The sequence below is a fragment of the Domibacillus sp. genome (assembly GCF_031181085.1).
Classification (GTDB): domain Bacteria; phylum Bacillota; class Bacilli; order Bacillales; family Domibacillaceae; genus Domibacillus.
This window is the reverse complement of sequence record NZ_JAPSLE010000001.1, coordinates 372,431-390,482: the sequence shown is the minus strand read 5'-3', so window position 1 is coordinate 390,482 and position 18,052 is coordinate 372,431. Positions and strand designations below refer to the sequence as shown.

Sequence of the window (18,052 nt, the reverse complement as noted above, 5' to 3'; positions counted from 1 at the left end):
AGACTGCGACTTCATTGTAGAGAAAAATCAAAATTATGTCCAGCTTTTGAACATAAAAAATCCGCTCTTTTTTCAAGAACGGACATTTTTCGCAAAACGCTTACAATGTTTATTTATCAAGGGACTGATCAAGACGGTATACAAAAGCGAACACTTCGGCTACCGCTTGATATAAATCTTCTGGAATCGCTTCATTTATTTCAAGCTGTCCAAGCAGCTCAACAAGCCCCGGATCTTCTTGTATCGGAATATTATTTTCTTTTGCTGAGGCAATAATTTGATCAGCGATGAGTCCTTTCCCCTTTGCTTTTACAACCGGTGCTCCCACTGAGTCTGGATTATAAGAAAGAGCGGCGGCCTGCCTCCGGTTTGGCTGGTTCATATGCGTATATCCACCCCCATATAACGATCATCATCCATAATGCGGGCAAGCGGCGGCTTTTCCTTTTCCAGCGCCACTGTTTTCTTGAACGAAACGCCGGACAAGCGGTATCCGCCTGCTTCAAGGGCCTCCCTCAACGAACCAACAGCCGGGCTGCTTATTTTTTTCAGCAGCGGGCTCGGAATTTCCGCGGCAATGTGCAAATGCACAATCCGGTTTTGCACCTGCATGTCAATGACCGTTTGTTTTAAACGCGGCATTTCCACATAAAACAATACACGGCAAAAATCAGCGTCAATTTTTCCGTCTGCTTTTTTCTTTCCTTCCCACTTGATCGTCACATCGCCTCTAAATTCACCAAATTGTAAAGGAGACTGCAGCACCAGCTGCTGAACAGGGCCGGATTCAGCAGACAAAATATGCTGTGCATTAAGACGGCCAACCATCTGCTCAGCAGCTTCTTTAATGGGTGCCGGCATTGTATCTGACATGAGCTTGATCAGCTCCTGCTTAACAGTCTGCGGAGCGTTTTGGACATTTTCTTTCGAGGCAAGAACGGCTTCGTGGTCCACTCCAAGAAAACGGAAGGCATCACGTAGAACCGAACTTGCCGGCGGTTCCTCAAAAGAAAGCGTATCGGCACCGATCAATACAGCCAGTCTTGCCGCGGCCTGGTCAGGAAGGGATACAGCGGCAGAAGAAGCCAGCTGAAGCAAGGATGCAGCCGTTCTTTGAGAAAGGGCCTGTCCCGTTTCAAACCCGTCTGCGAGCTGTGCCAGCTGCTGCATCAAAGCCGGCCGTTCGGGATGCCCAAGAGGGAGGGATAAAGAAAGAGCCTGCTTAAAAGCGGTAACTGCTTTTTCAGACACAGGACTTCCAGCCAGCTGGGACAGTGCTTGTTTAAGCAGCTGGACAGGGCGAAGTTCCGCATTCTGGTTCAAAGATGGCTCGGAGCTTCTGGCAATCCCGGCAAGCAGTGCTTCTCCATGCTGGGCTGCTAAAGAAGGATTTGCAGCCATTGATTGGACGAGCACCCGGATGGCTGCCGCTTTTTCGGGCGTATCGGTACCTTGCAGCGCTGAAACCAGCTGAACCGCTTTTTCATTGGCTGTGCTTTTAAAAGCAAATGTCTCTGCTGTTTCACCAAGCAGGCGGCCGATTGCTTTGGCTGCCTCTGATTGTTTAAAGCCATTTTGTACGAGTAATTGCTGTAAAGAACCTAATTTTTCGGTCATCGAACCCGTTGAACGGGCAGCCAGCAGGGACTGGAAAACATTTTCTGTTATCGGCAAATGGCGGCTCAGCATAAATCGGACCACTTCTATCCCTTCTGATCCAGACTTCTCAAGCCATCCCGAAGCGGTTTGGATCAGAGATTTTGAAAGAGCTGTTCCATTTTGGAGAGCCGATGCTGTAAAAGCCATGTTTTCTTTCGTTGGCTCCAGTCCTATTTTTTCAAGCAGGACAGACACTTGATCGGCTGGAAGCTTTGCTGCCGGGTTTTCTGCAAGTACACGGAGTGAAACACCCCGATCCAAAGAAACCACTTGAAACGTATAGCGCTCTCCTGCTTGCAGCGGTGTTTCAAGCTGTGCTGTCAGCTTTTGGCCAAGCGCTGCGATTTCGGCCATTTGTCCGGGTAAAAGCTTGATGGTTTTACCAGAAAAAATATGCCCTTCTTTCAATATGTCAATCGGGCTGCGTGCCTCCTGCAGCCGCACGCCTCTTTGAAGGGCCTGCTGCCCAATTTCCATAGAATGTCCCTCCTGCTTTTTATAGTGTGTGCATATCTTTTACAGGTGCAAATGTTTTGCGGTGCTGCGGCGTTATGCCAAATTGCTTTAATCCTTCAATATGCTCTTTCGTACCATATCCCATATTCTTTTCAAATCCATAGCCGGGAAATTGGGCTGCATATTCTTTCATAAGCCGGTCACGAGTTACTTTGGCAATAATAGACGCTGCGGCAATAGACGCACTTTTAGCGTCCCCTTTTATAATAGCCTCCTGGCTGATGGCAGCCGGCAGCGTCATCGCATCGACAAGCAGGTGATCCGGCTGCTTTGGAAGTGATTCTACTGCAAGCATCATTGCTTTTTTAGCTGCTTCGTAAATATTGATTCGGTCAATTTCTTCTGCGCTTACAATACCGACGCCGACTGCCGCTTTTTCTACTATCAGCGCATATAGTTCATCGCGGATGGATTCTTTTATTTTTTTAGAATCATTTAACCCTTCTGGCAAAAAACCATCCGGCAGAATACACGCAGCAGCTACTACAGGGCCTGCAAGGGGCCCTCTGCCCGCTTCATCAATGCCGGCAATGCTTTGCATTCCCCGCTTCATTGCTGCCCGCTCATACGCCATCATTTGCTCCAGGCGCTCCTGTTCATCCTTTTTCCTTTGAAGACGGCGCCTGCACGCTTTCACAGCTGCCTGCACGCCCCTTCTTTCATCTTTCTCCCACTGAGCCAGCTGTTTGTCTTCTAAGCTGCTGACAGCTGCGAGCTGCTGTTTAATTTGGGTAATCGTTTCCTTGCACATGTTTTCTTGGCCCCTTATCTGTATTATCGGCTTTTTTTCTTTTTTTTCCATAAAAAAACGCGAAGGAAGTCCTTCACGCTTTTTGTGGCGGAATATCAAACGTAAGGCGGCCAAACTGCGTTGTACGCACATCACGAATAATTACATCCGTTACCTTGTCGTAATCAATGCCGCCTCCTGTAGACAGGCAGCCGCGCCGTTCACCAATTTGTTCAAAAACAACCGCCATGTCTTCCGGAAGCTCTCTGTAGCCATAGCGCTCTTGAAGCCGCGACGGATACTCGCTCTCTAAAAAACGAAGCCCCCAGATCGCCACATCCTGCAAATTCAAGATCGCGTCTTTTATGGCACCCGTCAAGGCCAATTTGTAGCCGATTTCCGGGTCTTCGAACTTTGGCCATAAAATACCCGGCGTATCCAAAAGCTCCAGGTTTTTAGCCGTTTTAATCCACTGCTGTGCTTTTGTTACGCCCGGCATATTACCGGTTTTGGCAATATTTTTTTTTGCAATCCGGTTAATGAGTGTTGACTTGCCGACATTTGGAATACCAACAATCATCGCTCTTATTGCCCGCGGCTTCATTCCCCGTGCGCGCATTCGATCCCATTTTTCTTTTAAAATGCTCTCAGCTGCTTTTACAATTTTGTCGAGTCCGCTGCCCGCCTGGGAATTCACCGAAACGGCTACAATGCCTTTTTCTTTGAAGTAAGCAATCCACTCTTTTGTCATAACCGGATCGGCCATATCCTCTTTGTTTAGAATGACAAGCCGCGGCTTCTGGTTTAAAATCTCATCGATCATTGGATTGCGCGAAGACAAAGGCAAGCGCGCATCCACCAATTCAAAAATGATATCAACGAGCTTTAATTTTTCTGTTACCTGCCGTCTTGCTTTGGCCATATGGCCTGGAAACCACTGTATTGTCAAGCGTACACATTCCTTTCGAGTCCGTTTATTCTACAAGATGAATTTGGTCAAACGGCCAGTAAACAAGTCTGGTTTCACCGACAATCTCATCAATTTTAACAGTACCAATATGACGGCTGTCTTTACTAAAACGGCGATTGTCGCCCATCACAAAAATCTCGCCATCCGGCACAGTTTCCTGGCCGGTAATTTCAGCTAACGTAAAGTCGGGAGTTAATGGACCATCGGTTACTTCCCTCTTATATTCATCCAAATACGGTTCTTCTATAGCTTTCCCATTCACATATAAAATGTCATTTTTATACTCAATGGTGTCTCCTGGAAGACCAATAACTCGTTTTATGTAATCTTTCTGTTCGGGCGCATGAAATACGACAATATCGAAGCGGTCCGGATCACCAAGTTTATTCACAATCATCCGATCCCCGCTTTCAAGTGTCGGCATCATCGAAAGACCGTCAACCACAATCGGCGCAAATATAAAATACCGGATCAGGGCAGCAAGCCCGACCGCGATCAGCAGCGCTTTCGTCCATTCCCAAAATTCATTTTTTCCTTTAGCCATGCTGGCACCACCTTCAATTCAAGTACACTTATCATATCACGATGGTCGTAAAACCTGAAAGAAAAAGGAGTCTGCAGGCAGACTCCTTTACTCTCTTATTATCGAATTTCTTTAATACGCGCTGCTTTACCGCGTAGGTTACGCAAGTAGTACAATTTCGCACGGCGAACTTTACCACGACGCATAACTTCGATTTTCGCGATTTTTGGTGTGTGAAGCGGGAATGCACGCTCAACGCCCACGCCGTAAGAAATCTTGCGGACTGTGAATGTTTCGCTTACGCCGCCGCCGCGACGCTTGATTACAACGCCTTCAAATACCTGAATACGCTCACGTGTACCCTCGATAACTTTAACGTGTACACGAACTGTGTCTCCCGGACGGAAAGCTGGAAGATCAGTACGAAGCTGCTCTTGTGTCAATTCTTGAATCAATTGGTTCATTGTGTTTTCCTCTCCTTCTAACAAATGTTCATACCCGCGCAATCACGGCAGCGGAACACCGTTTTAATGCAGCGTGTTATTTTACACACTGACTACGAAATTTTATCATAGATTTCCCACTAAATCAACGTTATTTTTCGGATTCCCATCGCTTAATTTTTTCTTTTTCCTGATCCGTTAAATTCATTAAATCCAGCAAATCGGGCCGCCGTTCCCACGTGCGCTTAAGCGACTGCTCTGCACGCCATTCTTCAATATGCTTATGATTGCCCGATAGAAGGACATCCGGCACCTTTATGCCTCTAAAGTCGGCTGGACGTGTGTAATGGGGGTGCTCAAGCATACCGGACGAAAATGAATCCAGTACGGCAGACTGTTCATTTCCAAGCACGCCCGGCAGCAGACGGACCACGCTGTCCGCTATGACCATCGCCCCCAGTTCACCGCCGGTCAGCACGTAATCACCGATCGAAATTTCATCGGTTACAAGGTGATCGCGGACCCGTTCATCATAGCCTTCATAATGACCGCATAAAAAAATTAAATGCTGTTCTTTTGAAAGCTCTTCTGCTTTTTTTTGCGTATATCGCTCTCCCTGCGGGCACATTAAAATAATGCGCGGAGCTGCCTCCGCTTCCCCCTTTAACGCTTCTACCGCATCAAAAAGAGGCTGTGGCTTAAGCACCATTCCCGCACCGCCGCCGTACGGATAATCATCGACCACTTTATGCTTTCCTTCCGCAAAATCCCGAAAGTTCACCGCCCGAAAGGACGCTTTATTTTTTTCGGCTGCTTTTTTCATAATGGATGAAGAAAAAACGCCCTCAAACATTTCCGGAAATAGTGTCAGCACATCGATCTTCATTCAAGCAGTCCTTCCATCGGATCGATTAAGATCAGCTTTTTCTCTTTGTCGATCGATTTCACTACATCATCAATGTAAGGGATATAAAATGTCTTGCCCTCGCCTTTTACGACCCATACATCGTTTGCACCCGGTGTCAGCACTTCAATCACTTTGCCAACTGTATCGCCTGACATCGTTTCCACCTGGCAGCCGACGATTTCATGAAGATAAAATTCTCCTTCATCGAGCTCGCCAAGGTGGGTTTCATGTACTTTTAATATCGTTCCCTTGAAGGCCTCTACATCCTCAATGGATGGACGCCCTTCGAACGTCAGCAAATCAAAATTTTTATGGGTGCGATGTGCAGCGACTATAACCGGGATACCTTCTTTATCCCCTTTTTTAAAAACCGCGAGCTCACTGCCTTTTTTAAATCGCTTCTCTGGAAAATCTGTTTGTGACATGACACGGACTTCTCCCCGCAAACCATGCGTATTGACGATTTTCCCCACATTAAACCACTTGCTCATTTTTTCACTCCTCGGTGCGAATTTCTACAATGACGCCATCTTTTACAACAATCGTGCCGCCGGTTTTTCCATAGAAGCGGTCTCCGGGCTTAACCTCCACAATGGATTGGATATCCCGTTCTTTTAATTCTGTCCCAAGAGGCAGCCCTTTTAACTGGCTGATTTGAAATTCAACCATTTCCAGCTTTTCATGACGCTGGTCAATTTCCATTTGATAACGGGCTGCCGCTTCCGCCCGCTTGGAGCCGCCGCGCTCCGCTTTTTTCTTTTCAAACAGCAGCTGGGCTGTTTCCCGCTCTAACCGGCGTTTTTGCTGCTCGTATGCATTCATACGGCTTTGTTTTAGTGACTCTGTCACCACTTGAACGACTGATACGGTTTGTAAAATATGCATCCCACCGCTCCTTTTTATGGAACAAAAATGGCAATTCCCCAAAAGAAAGATTCTTTTGGGGAATTGATGTTTCGCAATAACTTACTTGCTGTATTTAGCATTGTGGAATTTTTCCAAAATGCCTTCTTTTGAGAAAAGGTTGCGAACAGTATCAGATGGTTTTGCACCATCTTGAAGCCATTTAAGCGCAAGCTCTTCATTGATTTTTACTTCTGCTGGCTGAGCAACCGGATTGTATGTTCCGATTGTTTCGATTGAACGGCCATCACGCGGCGCGCGGGCGTCAGCTACTACGATACGATAGAATGGGGATTTTTTTGCACCCATACGTTTTAAACGAATTTTTACTGCCATGCTAATAAGCACCTCCGAAATAGTTTCACACAAGATAGAATCATATCAAATACTTTAAGTGTTGTAAAGTGTTTTTTCTTTACAGTTTGCATCCCACTGTTCTTACATAAAAGGAAGCTTTGGCAGACCGCCTTTTTTCTTTCCTTTTTGCTGCATAGAAGACATTTGTTTCATCATTTTCTTCATGTCTTCAAACTGTTTTAACAGGCGGTTTACTTCCTGGATCGTTGTGCCTGATCCGCGGGCGATACGCTTGCGGCGGCCGGAATTAATGATTTCTGGCTGCTGTTTTTCAGCTGCAGTCATCGAACGGATAATGGCTTCCACACGGCCGATTTGTTTTTCATCCACCTGTATGTTGTTTAAGCCTTTCATTTTGTTGGCGCCTGGCAGCATTTTTAAAATCTCGTCAAGCGGTCCCATTGAACGCACTTGTCCAAGCTGATCCAAAAAGTCATCGAAAGTAAACGACATGGTCCGCATTTTTTGCTCAAGCTCTTTGGCTTTTGCTTCATCCACGTTCGTTTGAGCTTTCTCGATAAGGGACAGCACATCACCCATGCCAAGAATACGGGATGCCATGCGTTCCGGATGAAACTGCTCAAGCGCATCAAGCTTTTCACCCATCCCGACAAACTTAATCGGTTTCCCGGTAACAGAACGGATAGACAGTGCCGCCCCGCCTCGTGTATCGCCATCAAGCTTGGTAAGGACAACACCTGTAATGCCGAGCTGCTCATCAAAGCTTTCAGCGACATTCACAGCATCCTGTCCGGTCATAGAGTCGACCACTAGAAAAATTTCTTCCGGAGAAGACAGCTCTTTGATTTGTTTCAGCTCGTCCATTAATTCTTCGTCAATATGAAGGCGGCCAGCTGTATCAATGAGTACATAATCCAAATGGTCGTCTTTCGCTTTTTGAATGGCCTGTCTGGCGATTTCGACTGGACTTTCCTGGTCACCGAGCGAGAAAACCGGCATACTAAGCTGTTTGCCGAGCGTTTCAAGCTGTTTAATAGCCGCCGGGCGGTATACATCGGCTGCCACAAGGAGCGGCTTGCGGTTGTATTTTTTGCGAAGCAGGTTGGCAAGCTTACCGGTTGTCGTTGTTTTCCCGGCACCCTGCAGCCCTACCATCATAATCACGGTCGGCGGGCGCTTTGCTGTGCCAATACGGCTTTCTTCCCCGCCCATTAACGTGGTTAATTCTTCTTTTACCACCTTAATAACCTGCTGTCCCGGCGTTAAGCTTTTCATCACTTCTTGGCCGACGGAACGCTCACTGACTTTTTTTACGAATTCTTTGACGACTTTAAAGTTAACATCCGCTTCTAAAAGAGCCAGTCGAACTTCTCGCATCATTTCTTTTACATCGGATTCGGATACTTTTCCTTTGCCGCGGATTTTCTGCATTGTTCCTTGCAGCCGTTCGGCCAATCCTTCAAATGCCATCATGCAGTCCCCCTATTCAAGTTCCTCAATTGCCTTGATAATCTTCAGCATTTCTTCATCCGCTCTTTCTTTGAGCTGATTCATAAATGCCTGGCGCTTTTGGAATTTCTTCAGCAGCCCGAGCTTTACTTCGTATTCTTCAAGCATCGCTTCTGTGCGTTTTATATTATCATAGACCGCCTGGCGGCTCACCTCATATTCTTCGGCGATTTCACCGAGCGAATAATCGTCCAAGTAGTATAGGGACATGTAGCTGCGCTGTTTGTCGGTCAGAAGCATCTGATAAAAGTCATACAGATAATTCATCCGCATCGTTTTCTCAAGCACGGCCGCCCCTCCTTTGTTAAGTGAAAAACCTTTACACTGAATTAGTGTACCTGCTTCGGCTGCGTCTGTCAAGAACGGGAAAAAACAGCCGGTTATTCGGCTGTTTCATCTTTCTCTGTATCTGATTTTCTTTCTTCAAAAGCCTCGGTAAACAGCCCATACGCATATTTTTCAGCGTCAAACGGCTGCAGATCATCCATTTTTTCACCAAGACCTACAAATTTGACCGGAACTCCCAGTTCTTTACGAATCGCCAGTACAATACCGCCTTTTGCGGTTCCATCCAGCTTTGTAAGCACGATGCCGGATACATCTGTCGCCTCTTTAAATGTTTTCGCTTGAATCAATGCATTTTGACCGGTTGTCGCATCGACAACGAGCAGAACTTCATGCGGAGCGCCAGGAATTTCACGTTCAATGACACGCTTTACTTTTTGAAGCTCATTCATTAAGTTTACTTTGTTTTGAAGACGGCCGGCTGTGTCACACAGTAAAACATCGGCTTGTCGTGATTTTGCAGCCCGTACGGCATCGTACATAACTGCTGCTGGATCAGACCCCTCTGCTTGTTTGATCACATCAACACCTGTGCGCTCTCCCCATACTTCAAGCTGTTCAATCGCTCCAGCCCGGAAGGTATCACCAGCTGCGAGCATCACTTTCTTGCCCTCTTCCTTAAACTGGTGGGCAAGCTTGCCGATCGTTGTGGTTTTGCCAACCCCGTTAACACCAACAAATAAAATGACCGTCAAGCCCTCATCCTGCATATTCAGATCTGAAGACATTTCATGGTCACCCGCATAAATATCAACAAACTTCTCGATAATAATTTCGCGGATCGCTTCTGGTTCGTTTTTGTTTTGGCGTTTTACTTCCTTTTTTAATTCATCAATCAATTCCATCACTGTATCGAAACCAACATCTGCCCCGATCAGGATTTCTTCGAGTTCTTCAAAAAAATCTTCATCAATTTTACGGTAGCGGGCAAATAAATTGTTCATTTTTTCGGAAAAGCCAGAGCGTGATTTTTTCAGCCCTTCTGTATACTTTTCCGTTGTTTGCTCCTGCTCCTGAGAGCCGGAAAACTTTTCTTTTAATTTTTTAAAAAAGCTCATTTGTTTCATCCTTTCTTTTACTGCGTTACAGCCGCTTCTTCGAGTCTTACTGAGACAAGGCTCGTTACGCCGGATTCCTGCATGGCCACGCCATAGAGCGCATCTGCTTCTTCCATCGTTTGTTTGCGGTGTGTAATGACGATAAACTGTGTGTCCGCCCTGAATTCTTTTAAGTACCGGCTGAACCTGTGCACGTTCGCTTCGTCAAGTGCTGCTTCTACTTCATCTAGTATACAAAACGGAACCGGGCGTACGCGTAAAATAGCAAATAAAAGAGCAATAGCCGTAAGAGCACGTTCTCCGCCGGATAAAAGACTTAAATGCTGCAGTTTTTTCCCTGGCGGCATCGCTGAAATATCCACACCAGCATTTAAAATATCTTTCGGGTCGGTCAATTTCAATTCAGCCCGCCCTCCGCCAAACAGCTGGACAAAAGCCGGCTGAAATTCCGCTTTAATCGCTTCAAATGTTTCTGAGAAGCGGCGGGTCATTTCAACATCCATTTCATTCATTACATCGCGAAGTGTTGACTTTGCTTCTTCAAGATCTTCTTTTTGGCCCCGCAGAAACGTCACTCGTTCATACGTGATCTCATATTCTTCGATCGCTCCGAGATTCACATCTCCCAGCTCCTCAATCGCCCTTTTAATGAGCCGGACCTGCCGTCTCGATTCTTCAATCGGCAAAGTAAGAGGGTAGAGCCGCTGTGCTTCTTCGAAGGTCAAGCTGTATTGCTCATTCAGCTTTTGCAGCCATGTATCGATTTCAACTTCTAAGCGGGCAATGGCTACATCATGCCCGCGTACCGATTCTGTTAACCCTTTTAATAAACGGCGGGACTCCTGAAGGGCGGCTGTTTGTTCTTCAAGCCTCTGTGTTTTGCTGCTTCGTTCCTTTTTCAGCAATTCAAGCCCTTTGATCAGCCGCTCTTTTTCAGCAGCCTGCTCTTCCGCCTCCTGGGCAAGCGTCAGGCCGGTTGAACCGCTGTTTGACCGCTCCGCTTTCATAAATGCCTGCTCTTCTTCGAGCTGCTTCACTTGTTTTTGAATCTCTTTCCACTCTGCCCCGATCCGCTGTTCCTGCTGTCTGCTGAACGCAAGCTGCTCTTCAAGCACGGCGATCTGCGGACGTAGCGTGTAAAGTTCTTCTGTAAGCTCATCCCGCTTTGATGTAACGTCCTTTTGCTCTCTTTCAATAAAAGCAATTTGATCATCCAATTGTTTAATCGCCTGCTGTTTTTTCGCTAAAGAGCGGGAGGCTTCCTCTTCACGCTTCTGAAGCCGCTCTCTTTCTTCTTGAAATTCTCTTTTTTCCGCATCGTAAACGGCAAGCCGGTCATTGATGGACTGTTCATTAAAAGACCATTCAAGCTGCTGGTTTTTCGCTTCCTGAAGTCCCTGGCGGTACAGCTCACCCGTTTCTTCAAGGCGGCTGACTAACCGATCACACTCAGCCGCACGGTCCTGCAGCGCTTTTACTTCCCTTTCAGCCTGCGCTGTTTTTTGCTCCATCTGTACGATTTGGGAACTTAACGTGTCCAGTTCATTTTTACGCCCGAGCAGAGATGCACCTGTTTTTTTCACAGATCCGCCTGTCATCGAGCCGCCCGCATTAACTACATCACCTTCAATCGTGACAACGCGGTAACGGTGGTTGATTTTACGTGCAATGTGATTGGCTTTTTCAAGAGAATCCGCTACAAGCACATTGCCAAGCAGGTGACGCGCTGCCTGCGCGTACCGTTCTTCATAATCGGTCAGCTCTGCTGCGGTTCCGAGAAAGCCGTTTTCATGACGGACAAGGGCTAATGTATGATCAGGGATCACTTTTTCTTTTACAGTCGACAGGGGTAAAAAAGTCGCCCGGCCGAATTTGTGCTGCTTTAAAAAAGCAATCGCTTTGCGGGCAGCCGCTTCGTCTTTTACGATAATATGCTGGAGAGCTCCGCCAAGAGCTGTTTCAATAGCGAGCTCATATTGCTTAGGTACCCGGATCAATTGTGCAGCAGCGCCAATCACGCCGGGCAGACGCCCGTCTTTTTCTCTCAGTACTTCTTTAACGCCAGAGAAAAAGCCTGAATAATCTTCTTCCATTGAGGTTAAAAGGTCGCGCCGGGCAGACGCCTCCTGCAAAATCTGGTAGGCTTTATACAGGGCATTTCGCTTTTTTTCAAGCTTTTCCTTTACACTGTCACGCTCCCGTTTTGCTTCGCGGTACGCTGTTGTATGCTCATTGAGCTTTTCCTCTGCCTCAAGACGAGCCTGCTCGATCTGTTCCTGCTCCCTTTGCAGGGCAGCCCGTTCAGAAAGATATTGGTCGTTGTGTCCGCCGAGCCGTTCAAATCGGGCTGTTAATCGTTCGAGCTGACGGCCAATTTCAGCCAATTCATTTTTCGCCGCTGCTTCTTTGCTTAAATGATCAATATAATCAGCTTTAAGAGATTCCAGCGTTTCACTGCTGTTTTGCGAGACTGCGCGAAGCAATGCTTCTTTTTCCGCTGCTTGTTTTGTTAACACATCAAGTGCTTGTTTTTTCTCCTCAGACTGCTTTTTCGCTTCTGCCAGCGCTTGTTTTAATACCGCTTCTTTCTCTTTGGCTTCGTTTATCGATTTCACAAGCTTTTCTTCATTATAAGAAGCATTTTTTTGACGCTCGTCCATCAAGCGCCGTGTTCCTTCAATTTTCTCAAGTGATTCCACGACAGCCATGAGTTTTTCCTGTATCAATTCTTCCTCAACAGCCAGCTTTTTTAATTCCTGCTCGACTGCACGGATATGAGATTCTGCTCTTTCTGCTTCCCTGCTGAAATAAGCGATCTGTTTCTCCTGGTGCTCCCGGTCTTTTTTTCTCTCTTCCCATTCAGCGTGGGACTCCCCAAGATCATACGCCCAGACAGAGGCTTCTACTTCCTTTAATTCTTCCTTTTTCTCAAGATAATCTTTTGCTGCGGCGGCTTGAATTTCGAGTGGTTCTACCCGCTGCTCTAATTCGTATAAAATATCCTGCACACGGCTTAGATTCTCTTCTGTTTCAGCAAGCTTTACTTCTGCCTGCTTTTTACGGGTTTTGTATTTTAACACGCCGGCTGCTTCTTCAAATATAGACCGCCGCTCTTCAGGACGGCTGTTTAATATTTCATCAACCCGCCCCTGGCCAATAATTGAAAATGCACCGCGCCCGAGTCCTGAGTCCATAAACAGTTCAATAATGTCTTTTAAGCGGCAGCTTTGCTTATTGATAAAAAAACCACTGTCGCCATTTCGGTTTACGCGGCGCGTGATACTTACTTCACTGTAATCAAGCGGAAGCGCCCCGTCCCGATTATCGAGCGTGATGGTCACGTCCGCTTCATTCAGCCGCCTTCTTGAATCACTTCCCGAAAAGATGACATCTTCCATTTTTCCGCCGCGCAGGTTTTTAGCAGACTGTTCACCAAGTACCCAGCGAATCGCTTCAGTAATATTGCTTTTGCCCGAACCATTCGGTCCCACTACTGCTGTTACACCAGGCATAAAGTCAATGCTAACTTTTCCTGCAAATGATTTAAATCCCGCTATATCAAGCTTTTTCAGGATCATACTTCTCCACCTGTCTCCTACTTCGATTGTTTTACCTGTTCAAGCGCCATACGCGCTGCAAATTGCTCTGCTTCTTTTTTAGAGCGGCCGCTGCCTGTGCCGAGTACTGTACCGTTTAAGGATACTTCCGTAATAAACTCTTTGTTATGAGCCGGGCCTTTTTCTTCTAATATCCTGTAAGACGGGGAGCCTTTTAATTCACGCTGTACAAATTCCTGCAGCTGGCTTTTAAAATCCATTACATGTGAAAACGCTCCTGCACTGATTTTCGGAAAAACGATTTTTTCCAAAAACGGAATGACGGCCTCCATCCCCTGATCAAGATAAAGGGCGCCAATGTAAGCTTCAAACACGTCAGCAAGCAAAGCCGGACGCATTCTTCCGCCTGTCATTTCTTCACCTTTTCCGAGTAAAATAAGCCGGCCAAACTCAAGCTCGTTCGCAAATGTAACAAGCGAAGGCTCACATACAACAGCGGCGCGAAGCTTTGTTAACTCTCCTTCTGACATAACGGGATACGTTTTATATAAAAACTGCGAAACTGTCAACTCTAATACGGCATCGCCCAAAAACTCCAGGCGCTCGTTGTCTTCATATGGTTTTCTTCTGTGCTCGTTCACATAAGAAGAGTGGGTAAAAGCCTGTTTTAGGAGCGATTCATTTTGAAAATGGGTGCCCATTTTTTCCTGGAATTCTTTAAATTCTTTATTTTTCCGTTCTGAATATCGCTGCTCCTGATTTGTTTTCTTCATTCTGGTTCCTCCGCAATATTAAAGTGCACACAAAATTAGTTTAGCCGAAAAAAATGCATAGCGCAAAAAGAATTAAAGCGCAAGACACTGTTTATGAATCGTGCTCGTTTAACAATCCTGCATTTCACTTTCGGGAAAGCTTGGCCCGGACTGCTTAATGCCTTACGGTCCTGTGTGCGGTTCCTGGACTTCCATCCAATAAAAGCATGAAAAAAGCAGACCCGCATCACCGGGCCTGCCATTAAGGACGATTAGTTTTTGCTGTTTATGTACGATACAGCGTCGCCTACCGTCGTAATATTTTCCGCGTCATCATCGGAAATTTCCATATCGAATTCATCTTCAAGCTCCATTACAAGCTCAACTACGTCTAGAGAATCCGCACCTAGATCTTCCTTGAATTTCGCATCAAGGTTGATTTGTGATTCTTCTACACCTAGACGATCAACGATGATTTTCGTTACACGTTCTAATACATCTGCCACAATATTCACCTCCCCTCAAGTATTATAGACGATTCACCTTGCCAAAACACGCTTTTTCTTACATTGCCATGCCGCCGTCTACACCAAGCACCTGGCCAGTAATGTATTTCGCACCATCACCGGCTAAAAATGCGGCCGCTGCAGCAATATCGGCTGTATCGCCAAGCGTGCCAAGCGGAATTTGTCTGATCAGCTGCTCTTTTGCTTCTGCCGGCAGTTCATCCGTCATGTCAGTTGTAATAAATCCTGGCGCAATAGCATTCACTGTAATACCGCGTGGTGCAAGCTCACGGGCCGATGCTTTCGTTAACCCAATGACCCCTGCTTTCGCTGCTGTATAATTTACCTGTCCAGCATTGCCGATTCGGCCGACAACCGAAGAAATGTTAATAATACGGCCGCTTTTTTGCTTCATCATTTGGCGGGTAACTGCTTTTGTGCAAAGGAATACACCTTTTAAATTGGTGTTAATAACCTCGTCCCACTCTTGCTCTTTCATGCGCATCATTAAGTTATCGCGTGTAATTCCCGCGTTGTTTACTAAAATATCAAGACGGCCGAACTGGTCAATCGTTTCTTTCACCATCGCCCCTACTGCTTCACTATCAGAAATATCACACTGTACGATAAAAGAACGGCGGCCCATCTCTGTAATTTCATCGGCTGTTTCTTTTGCTTTTTGCTCGCTTCCTGCATAGTTCACGACCACGTCTGCTCCTAAACGGGCAAGTTCAAGTGCGATCGCTTTGCCAATTCCACGGGAAGCTCCTGTGACAAGAGCTATTTTTCCTTCCAGGTTCATTGTGTTTCCTCCTTTAGAGCTGCCGCTGCTTTTACAATGGATTCTTCATCGCTCACTGCAATGGTGCGGACACGGCGGTTTACTTTTTTAATCAAGCCGGATAAAACAGTACCTGAACCAATTTCAACAAACGTATCGACTCCTGCATCAAGCAGCGCCTGCACGCTGTCTTCCCATAAAACAGGTGAGTACAGCTGTTTCACAAGATTTTCTTTAATCGCCTCTGCCTCTGTTACTGGCTGTGCATCAACATTGGCAATAACCGGTACGCGGCTTGACTGAATATTGGCTTTTTCGAGCACGGTGCGCAGCTTTTCAGCAGCCGGCTCCATAAGCGGCGAATGGAATGGGCCGCTCACATTCAGCGGAATCACTCTTTTTGCGCCTTTTTCTTTTAAAAGAGCAGATGCCTGCTCAACGCCTTCTTTTGCCCCTGAGATCACAATTTGACCAGGGCAGTTGAAGTTAGCAGCAGCAACGACGTGGCCGTTTGCCGCAACTTCTGCAACGGCTGCTTCCAGCTCCGCGCGGTCCATGCCAAGCACAGCCGCCATCGCGCCTTCTCCGGCCGGTACAGCCGCTTCCATTAAATTGCCGCGCTCATGTACAGCCCAGACTGCGTCTTCGTATGTAATAGCCCCTGCAGCCGCCAAGGCAGAATATTCACCAAGGCTGTGCCCAGCGGTAAAGTCCGGCACAATGCCTTCTTCTTCGAATCGTTTTAAAACAGCCATACTGTGCGCTAAAAGAGCAGGCTGCGCGTTTGATGTAAGTGTCAGCTTTTCTTCTGGGCCATTAAACATAATGTCCGTTAACGAGTAGCCGAGGCGCTCGTCTGCTTGTTGAAGCATTTCCTTGATGGAAGCATGCTCCTCAGCAAGTGATTTTCCCATTCCAACAGCTTGAGAGCCTTGTCCCGGAAATACAAATGCGATTTTTCCCATTGATGGTATCATTCCTTCCCAGTGGCAATTTGTGATTCAATAATAGCCGGCACATTCGCCTGTGCCATTTTGTAGGCTTGTTCGATCGCGTGATAAAAGGCGTTGGCGTCCGATGAACCGTGCGCTTTGATGACCGGCGCTTTCAAGCCGAACAAACCGGCGCCGCCGTACTCTGTGTAATCCATTTTTGATTTTAACCCGCGCAGCTCATCTTTAAGCAGCAGTGCGCCGATTTTTGATTTAGTAGATGCAGTCAAAGCGGTTTTTAACATAGAAAAAACAGACAACGCGCTGCCTTCAATAGTTTTTAAAACCATATTGCCGGTAAAGCCGTCTGTGACGATAACATCCGCTGCCCCGTTTAACAGTTCACGGGATTCAATGTTGCCGATAAAGTTCAGATCAGCCGCTCCGCTTAATAGTTTGTATGCGGCTTTTGTTAAATCATTCCCTTTTTTTTCTTCCGTTCCGATATTTAAAAGACCCACACGAGGTTTAGCGATCCCCCGCACTTTTTCTGCATAAACCGAACCCATTACAGCATACTGCAGCAGATGCTCAGGTTTCGCATCCGAATTAGCGCCGGCATCAAGCATGACAAATCCTTTGCCGTCAATTGTCGGAAGTGTCGGGGCCAGTGCCGGACGTTCTACTCCGTCAATACGGCCGATTACAAACAATCCTGCAGCCATAAGCGCACCTGTGTTGCCTGCTGATACACATGCTGCCGCTTCGTTAGCTGCAACGGCCTCTGCCATTAACACGAGTGAGGACTGTTTTTTCCGCCGCACAGCCCGAACCGGCTCGTCTGTGCCGAGAATTACATCGGGAGCATGAACGACCTGCGCCCGGCTGCTCTCCTCTAAATACGGCCGAATTTTTTCTTCATCTCCATAAAGCATTACTTCAAGCTGCGGCATTTCCTTTAATGCCCGATTCACACCTAAAATGATTTGCTCCGGTGCGTGGTCACCGCCCATTGCGTCAATTGCGAGTTTCATCTATTTCCTCCTTTTCTGCAGATGGTGCACGAAACATCGAGAACTCTCCGCGAAACACGAGGTCACTGCCGACGAAACTGGATACCTCTACAATGGTTCGTCCCTTTTGGGATCGAATCACCTTCGCTTTGGCGATTACCCGGCTGTTTTCTTTCACCGGCTGTATAAAACGAATATCCGCTTTGCCTGTGAGAGCCATTTCATCATTTATTACGGCAACGGCCAGGGAATTCGCCTGGGCAAACAGATGATGCCCCCGTGCAATGCCGTTCCGTTTAAAGACATGCTCTTTTTTTACATCAAAAATAGAAATAGCGCTTTTGTCTAATTCAATATCAATAATATCGCCGATAACTTCTTCGATCGGCAATGAACGCACTTCATCCTGCATATTTTTTTCCGCTACATATTTAATGCGTTCCCTCAGTTCCGGAATGGATAACTCCATCCGATCAAGCCGAATCGTCTGGACGCTTACGCCAAACTCCTGCGCCAGTTCTTCGTCGGTGACAAATGGATTTTCTCCGATTGTTTGCTTTAGACGCTCCTGACGCTCTTTTTTTGATCGTCTCATATTTATCCCACCATCCGATATTAGGACTAGGTACT

The 18,052-nt window shown here is 46.7% G+C and carries 20 protein-coding genes; all 20 read right to left on the bottom strand.

Going from position 1 to position 18,052, the window contains the following annotated elements:
- Positions 1-109 precede the first annotated feature (109 nt).
- The 20 genes from RIN81_RS02150 to fapR all read right to left on the bottom strand — a co-directional run bounded on the left by RIN81_RS02150 (position 110) and on the right by fapR (position 18,017).
- Positions 110-382 (bottom strand): EscU/YscU/HrcU family type III secretion system export apparatus switch protein, encoded by a 273-nt coding sequence (locus tag RIN81_RS02150; protein ID WP_309087069.1) that lies wholly within the window; start codon positions 380-382, stop codon positions 110-112.
- Positions 379-2,136 carry a hypothetical protein gene (locus RIN81_RS02145; RefSeq protein ID WP_309087068.1) on the bottom strand — a complete coding sequence of 586 codons (1,758 nt, stop codon included), beginning with the start codon at positions 2,134-2,136 and terminating at the stop codon, positions 379-381. Before RIN81_RS02145 ends, RIN81_RS02150 begins: the two co-directional genes overlap by 4 nt.
- Positions 2,137-2,155: 19 nt before the next feature.
- Entirely contained in the window at positions 2,156-2,926 is a 771-nt protein-coding gene (locus RIN81_RS02140) for a ribonuclease HII (RefSeq protein WP_309087067.1), read from the bottom strand.
- Positions 2,927-2,999: 73 nt separating this feature from the next.
- A complete protein-coding gene (gene ylqF, locus RIN81_RS02135; RefSeq protein WP_309087066.1) occupies positions 3,000-3,854 on the bottom strand; it encodes a ribosome biogenesis GTPase YlqF in 855 nt (284 codons plus the stop codon).
- Positions 3,855-3,879: 25 nt separating this feature from the next.
- Positions 3,880-4,419 carry a signal peptidase I gene (gene lepB / locus RIN81_RS02130; protein ID WP_309087065.1) on the bottom strand — a complete coding sequence of 180 codons (540 nt, stop codon included), beginning with the start codon at positions 4,417-4,419 and terminating at the stop codon, positions 3,880-3,882.
- 98 nt (positions 4,420-4,517) lie between these two features.
- On the bottom strand, positions 4,518-4,862 hold the full coding sequence (gene rplS / locus RIN81_RS02125; RefSeq protein ID WP_242232070.1) for a 50S ribosomal protein L19: 345 nt from the start codon (positions 4,860-4,862) through the stop codon (positions 4,518-4,520).
- A gap of 130 nt (positions 4,863-4,992) precedes the next feature.
- Positions 4,993-5,727 carry a tRNA (guanosine(37)-N1)-methyltransferase TrmD gene (gene trmD / locus RIN81_RS02120; protein WP_309087064.1) on the bottom strand — a complete coding sequence of 245 codons (735 nt, stop codon included), beginning with the start codon at positions 5,725-5,727 and terminating at the stop codon, positions 4,993-4,995.
- On the bottom strand, positions 5,724-6,239 hold the full coding sequence (rimM, locus tag RIN81_RS02115; protein WP_309087063.1) for a ribosome maturation factor RimM: 516 nt from the start codon (positions 6,237-6,239) through the stop codon (positions 5,724-5,726). Before rimM ends, trmD begins: the two co-directional genes overlap by 4 nt.
- Before the next feature lie 4 nt (positions 6,240-6,243).
- Positions 6,244-6,633: a YlqD family protein gene (locus RIN81_RS02110; RefSeq protein WP_242232073.1), complete on the bottom strand. Its 390-nt coding sequence runs from the start codon at positions 6,631-6,633 to the stop codon at positions 6,244-6,246.
- 81 nt (positions 6,634-6,714) lie between these two features.
- Complete coding sequence (rpsP, locus tag RIN81_RS02105; RefSeq protein ID WP_046175080.1) at positions 6,715-6,987, bottom strand: 30S ribosomal protein S16; 273 nt, start codon at positions 6,985-6,987, stop codon at positions 6,715-6,717.
- 102 nt (positions 6,988-7,089) lie between these two features.
- Positions 7,090-8,439 carry a signal recognition particle protein gene (ffh, locus tag RIN81_RS02100; protein WP_251270618.1) on the bottom strand — a complete coding sequence of 450 codons (1,350 nt, stop codon included), beginning with the start codon at positions 8,437-8,439 and terminating at the stop codon, positions 7,090-7,092.
- Between the two features lie 12 nt (positions 8,440-8,451).
- Positions 8,452-8,766, bottom strand: a complete 315-nt coding sequence (locus tag RIN81_RS02095) for a putative DNA-binding protein (protein WP_242232453.1) — start codon at positions 8,764-8,766, stop codon at positions 8,452-8,454.
- 92 nt (positions 8,767-8,858) lie between these two features.
- The gene (gene ftsY / locus RIN81_RS02090) at positions 8,859-9,881 is read right to left on the bottom strand and encodes a signal recognition particle-docking protein FtsY (protein ID WP_309087062.1); all 1,023 of its coding nucleotides are present in this window, start codon (positions 9,879-9,881) and stop codon (positions 8,859-8,861) included.
- A gap of 17 nt (positions 9,882-9,898) precedes the next feature.
- Positions 9,899-13,459 carry a chromosome segregation protein SMC gene (smc, locus tag RIN81_RS02085; protein WP_309087061.1) on the bottom strand — a complete coding sequence of 1,187 codons (3,561 nt, stop codon included), beginning with the start codon at positions 13,457-13,459 and terminating at the stop codon, positions 9,899-9,901.
- A 17-nt stretch (positions 13,460-13,476) separates the two neighbouring features.
- Positions 13,477-14,211, bottom strand: coding sequence for a ribonuclease III (rnc, locus tag RIN81_RS02080; RefSeq protein WP_309087060.1), 735 nt, complete (start codon positions 14,209-14,211; stop codon positions 13,477-13,479).
- A gap of 251 nt (positions 14,212-14,462) precedes the next feature.
- A complete protein-coding gene (gene acpP / locus RIN81_RS02075) occupies positions 14,463-14,696 on the bottom strand; it encodes an acyl carrier protein (RefSeq protein WP_251270269.1) in 234 nt (77 codons plus the stop codon).
- Positions 14,697-14,754: 58 nt separating this feature from the next.
- Entirely contained in the window at positions 14,755-15,498 is a 744-nt protein-coding gene (fabG, locus tag RIN81_RS02070) for a 3-oxoacyl-[acyl-carrier-protein] reductase (RefSeq protein ID WP_309087059.1), read from the bottom strand.
- Positions 15,495-16,442 carry an ACP S-malonyltransferase gene (gene fabD / locus RIN81_RS02065; RefSeq protein WP_251270270.1) on the bottom strand — a complete coding sequence of 316 codons (948 nt, stop codon included), beginning with the start codon at positions 16,440-16,442 and terminating at the stop codon, positions 15,495-15,497. The genes fabG and fabD overlap by 4 nt, the downstream gene beginning before the upstream one ends.
- Positions 16,443-16,450: 8 nt before the next feature.
- Positions 16,451-17,443: a phosphate acyltransferase PlsX gene (gene plsX, locus RIN81_RS02060; RefSeq protein ID WP_309087058.1), complete on the bottom strand. Its 993-nt coding sequence runs from the start codon at positions 17,441-17,443 to the stop codon at positions 16,451-16,453.
- Positions 17,427-18,017 carry a transcription factor FapR gene (fapR, locus tag RIN81_RS02055; protein WP_309087057.1) on the bottom strand — a complete coding sequence of 197 codons (591 nt, stop codon included), beginning with the start codon at positions 18,015-18,017 and terminating at the stop codon, positions 17,427-17,429. Before fapR ends, plsX begins: the two co-directional genes overlap by 17 nt.
- Between the last annotated feature and the right edge of the window lie 35 nt (positions 18,018-18,052).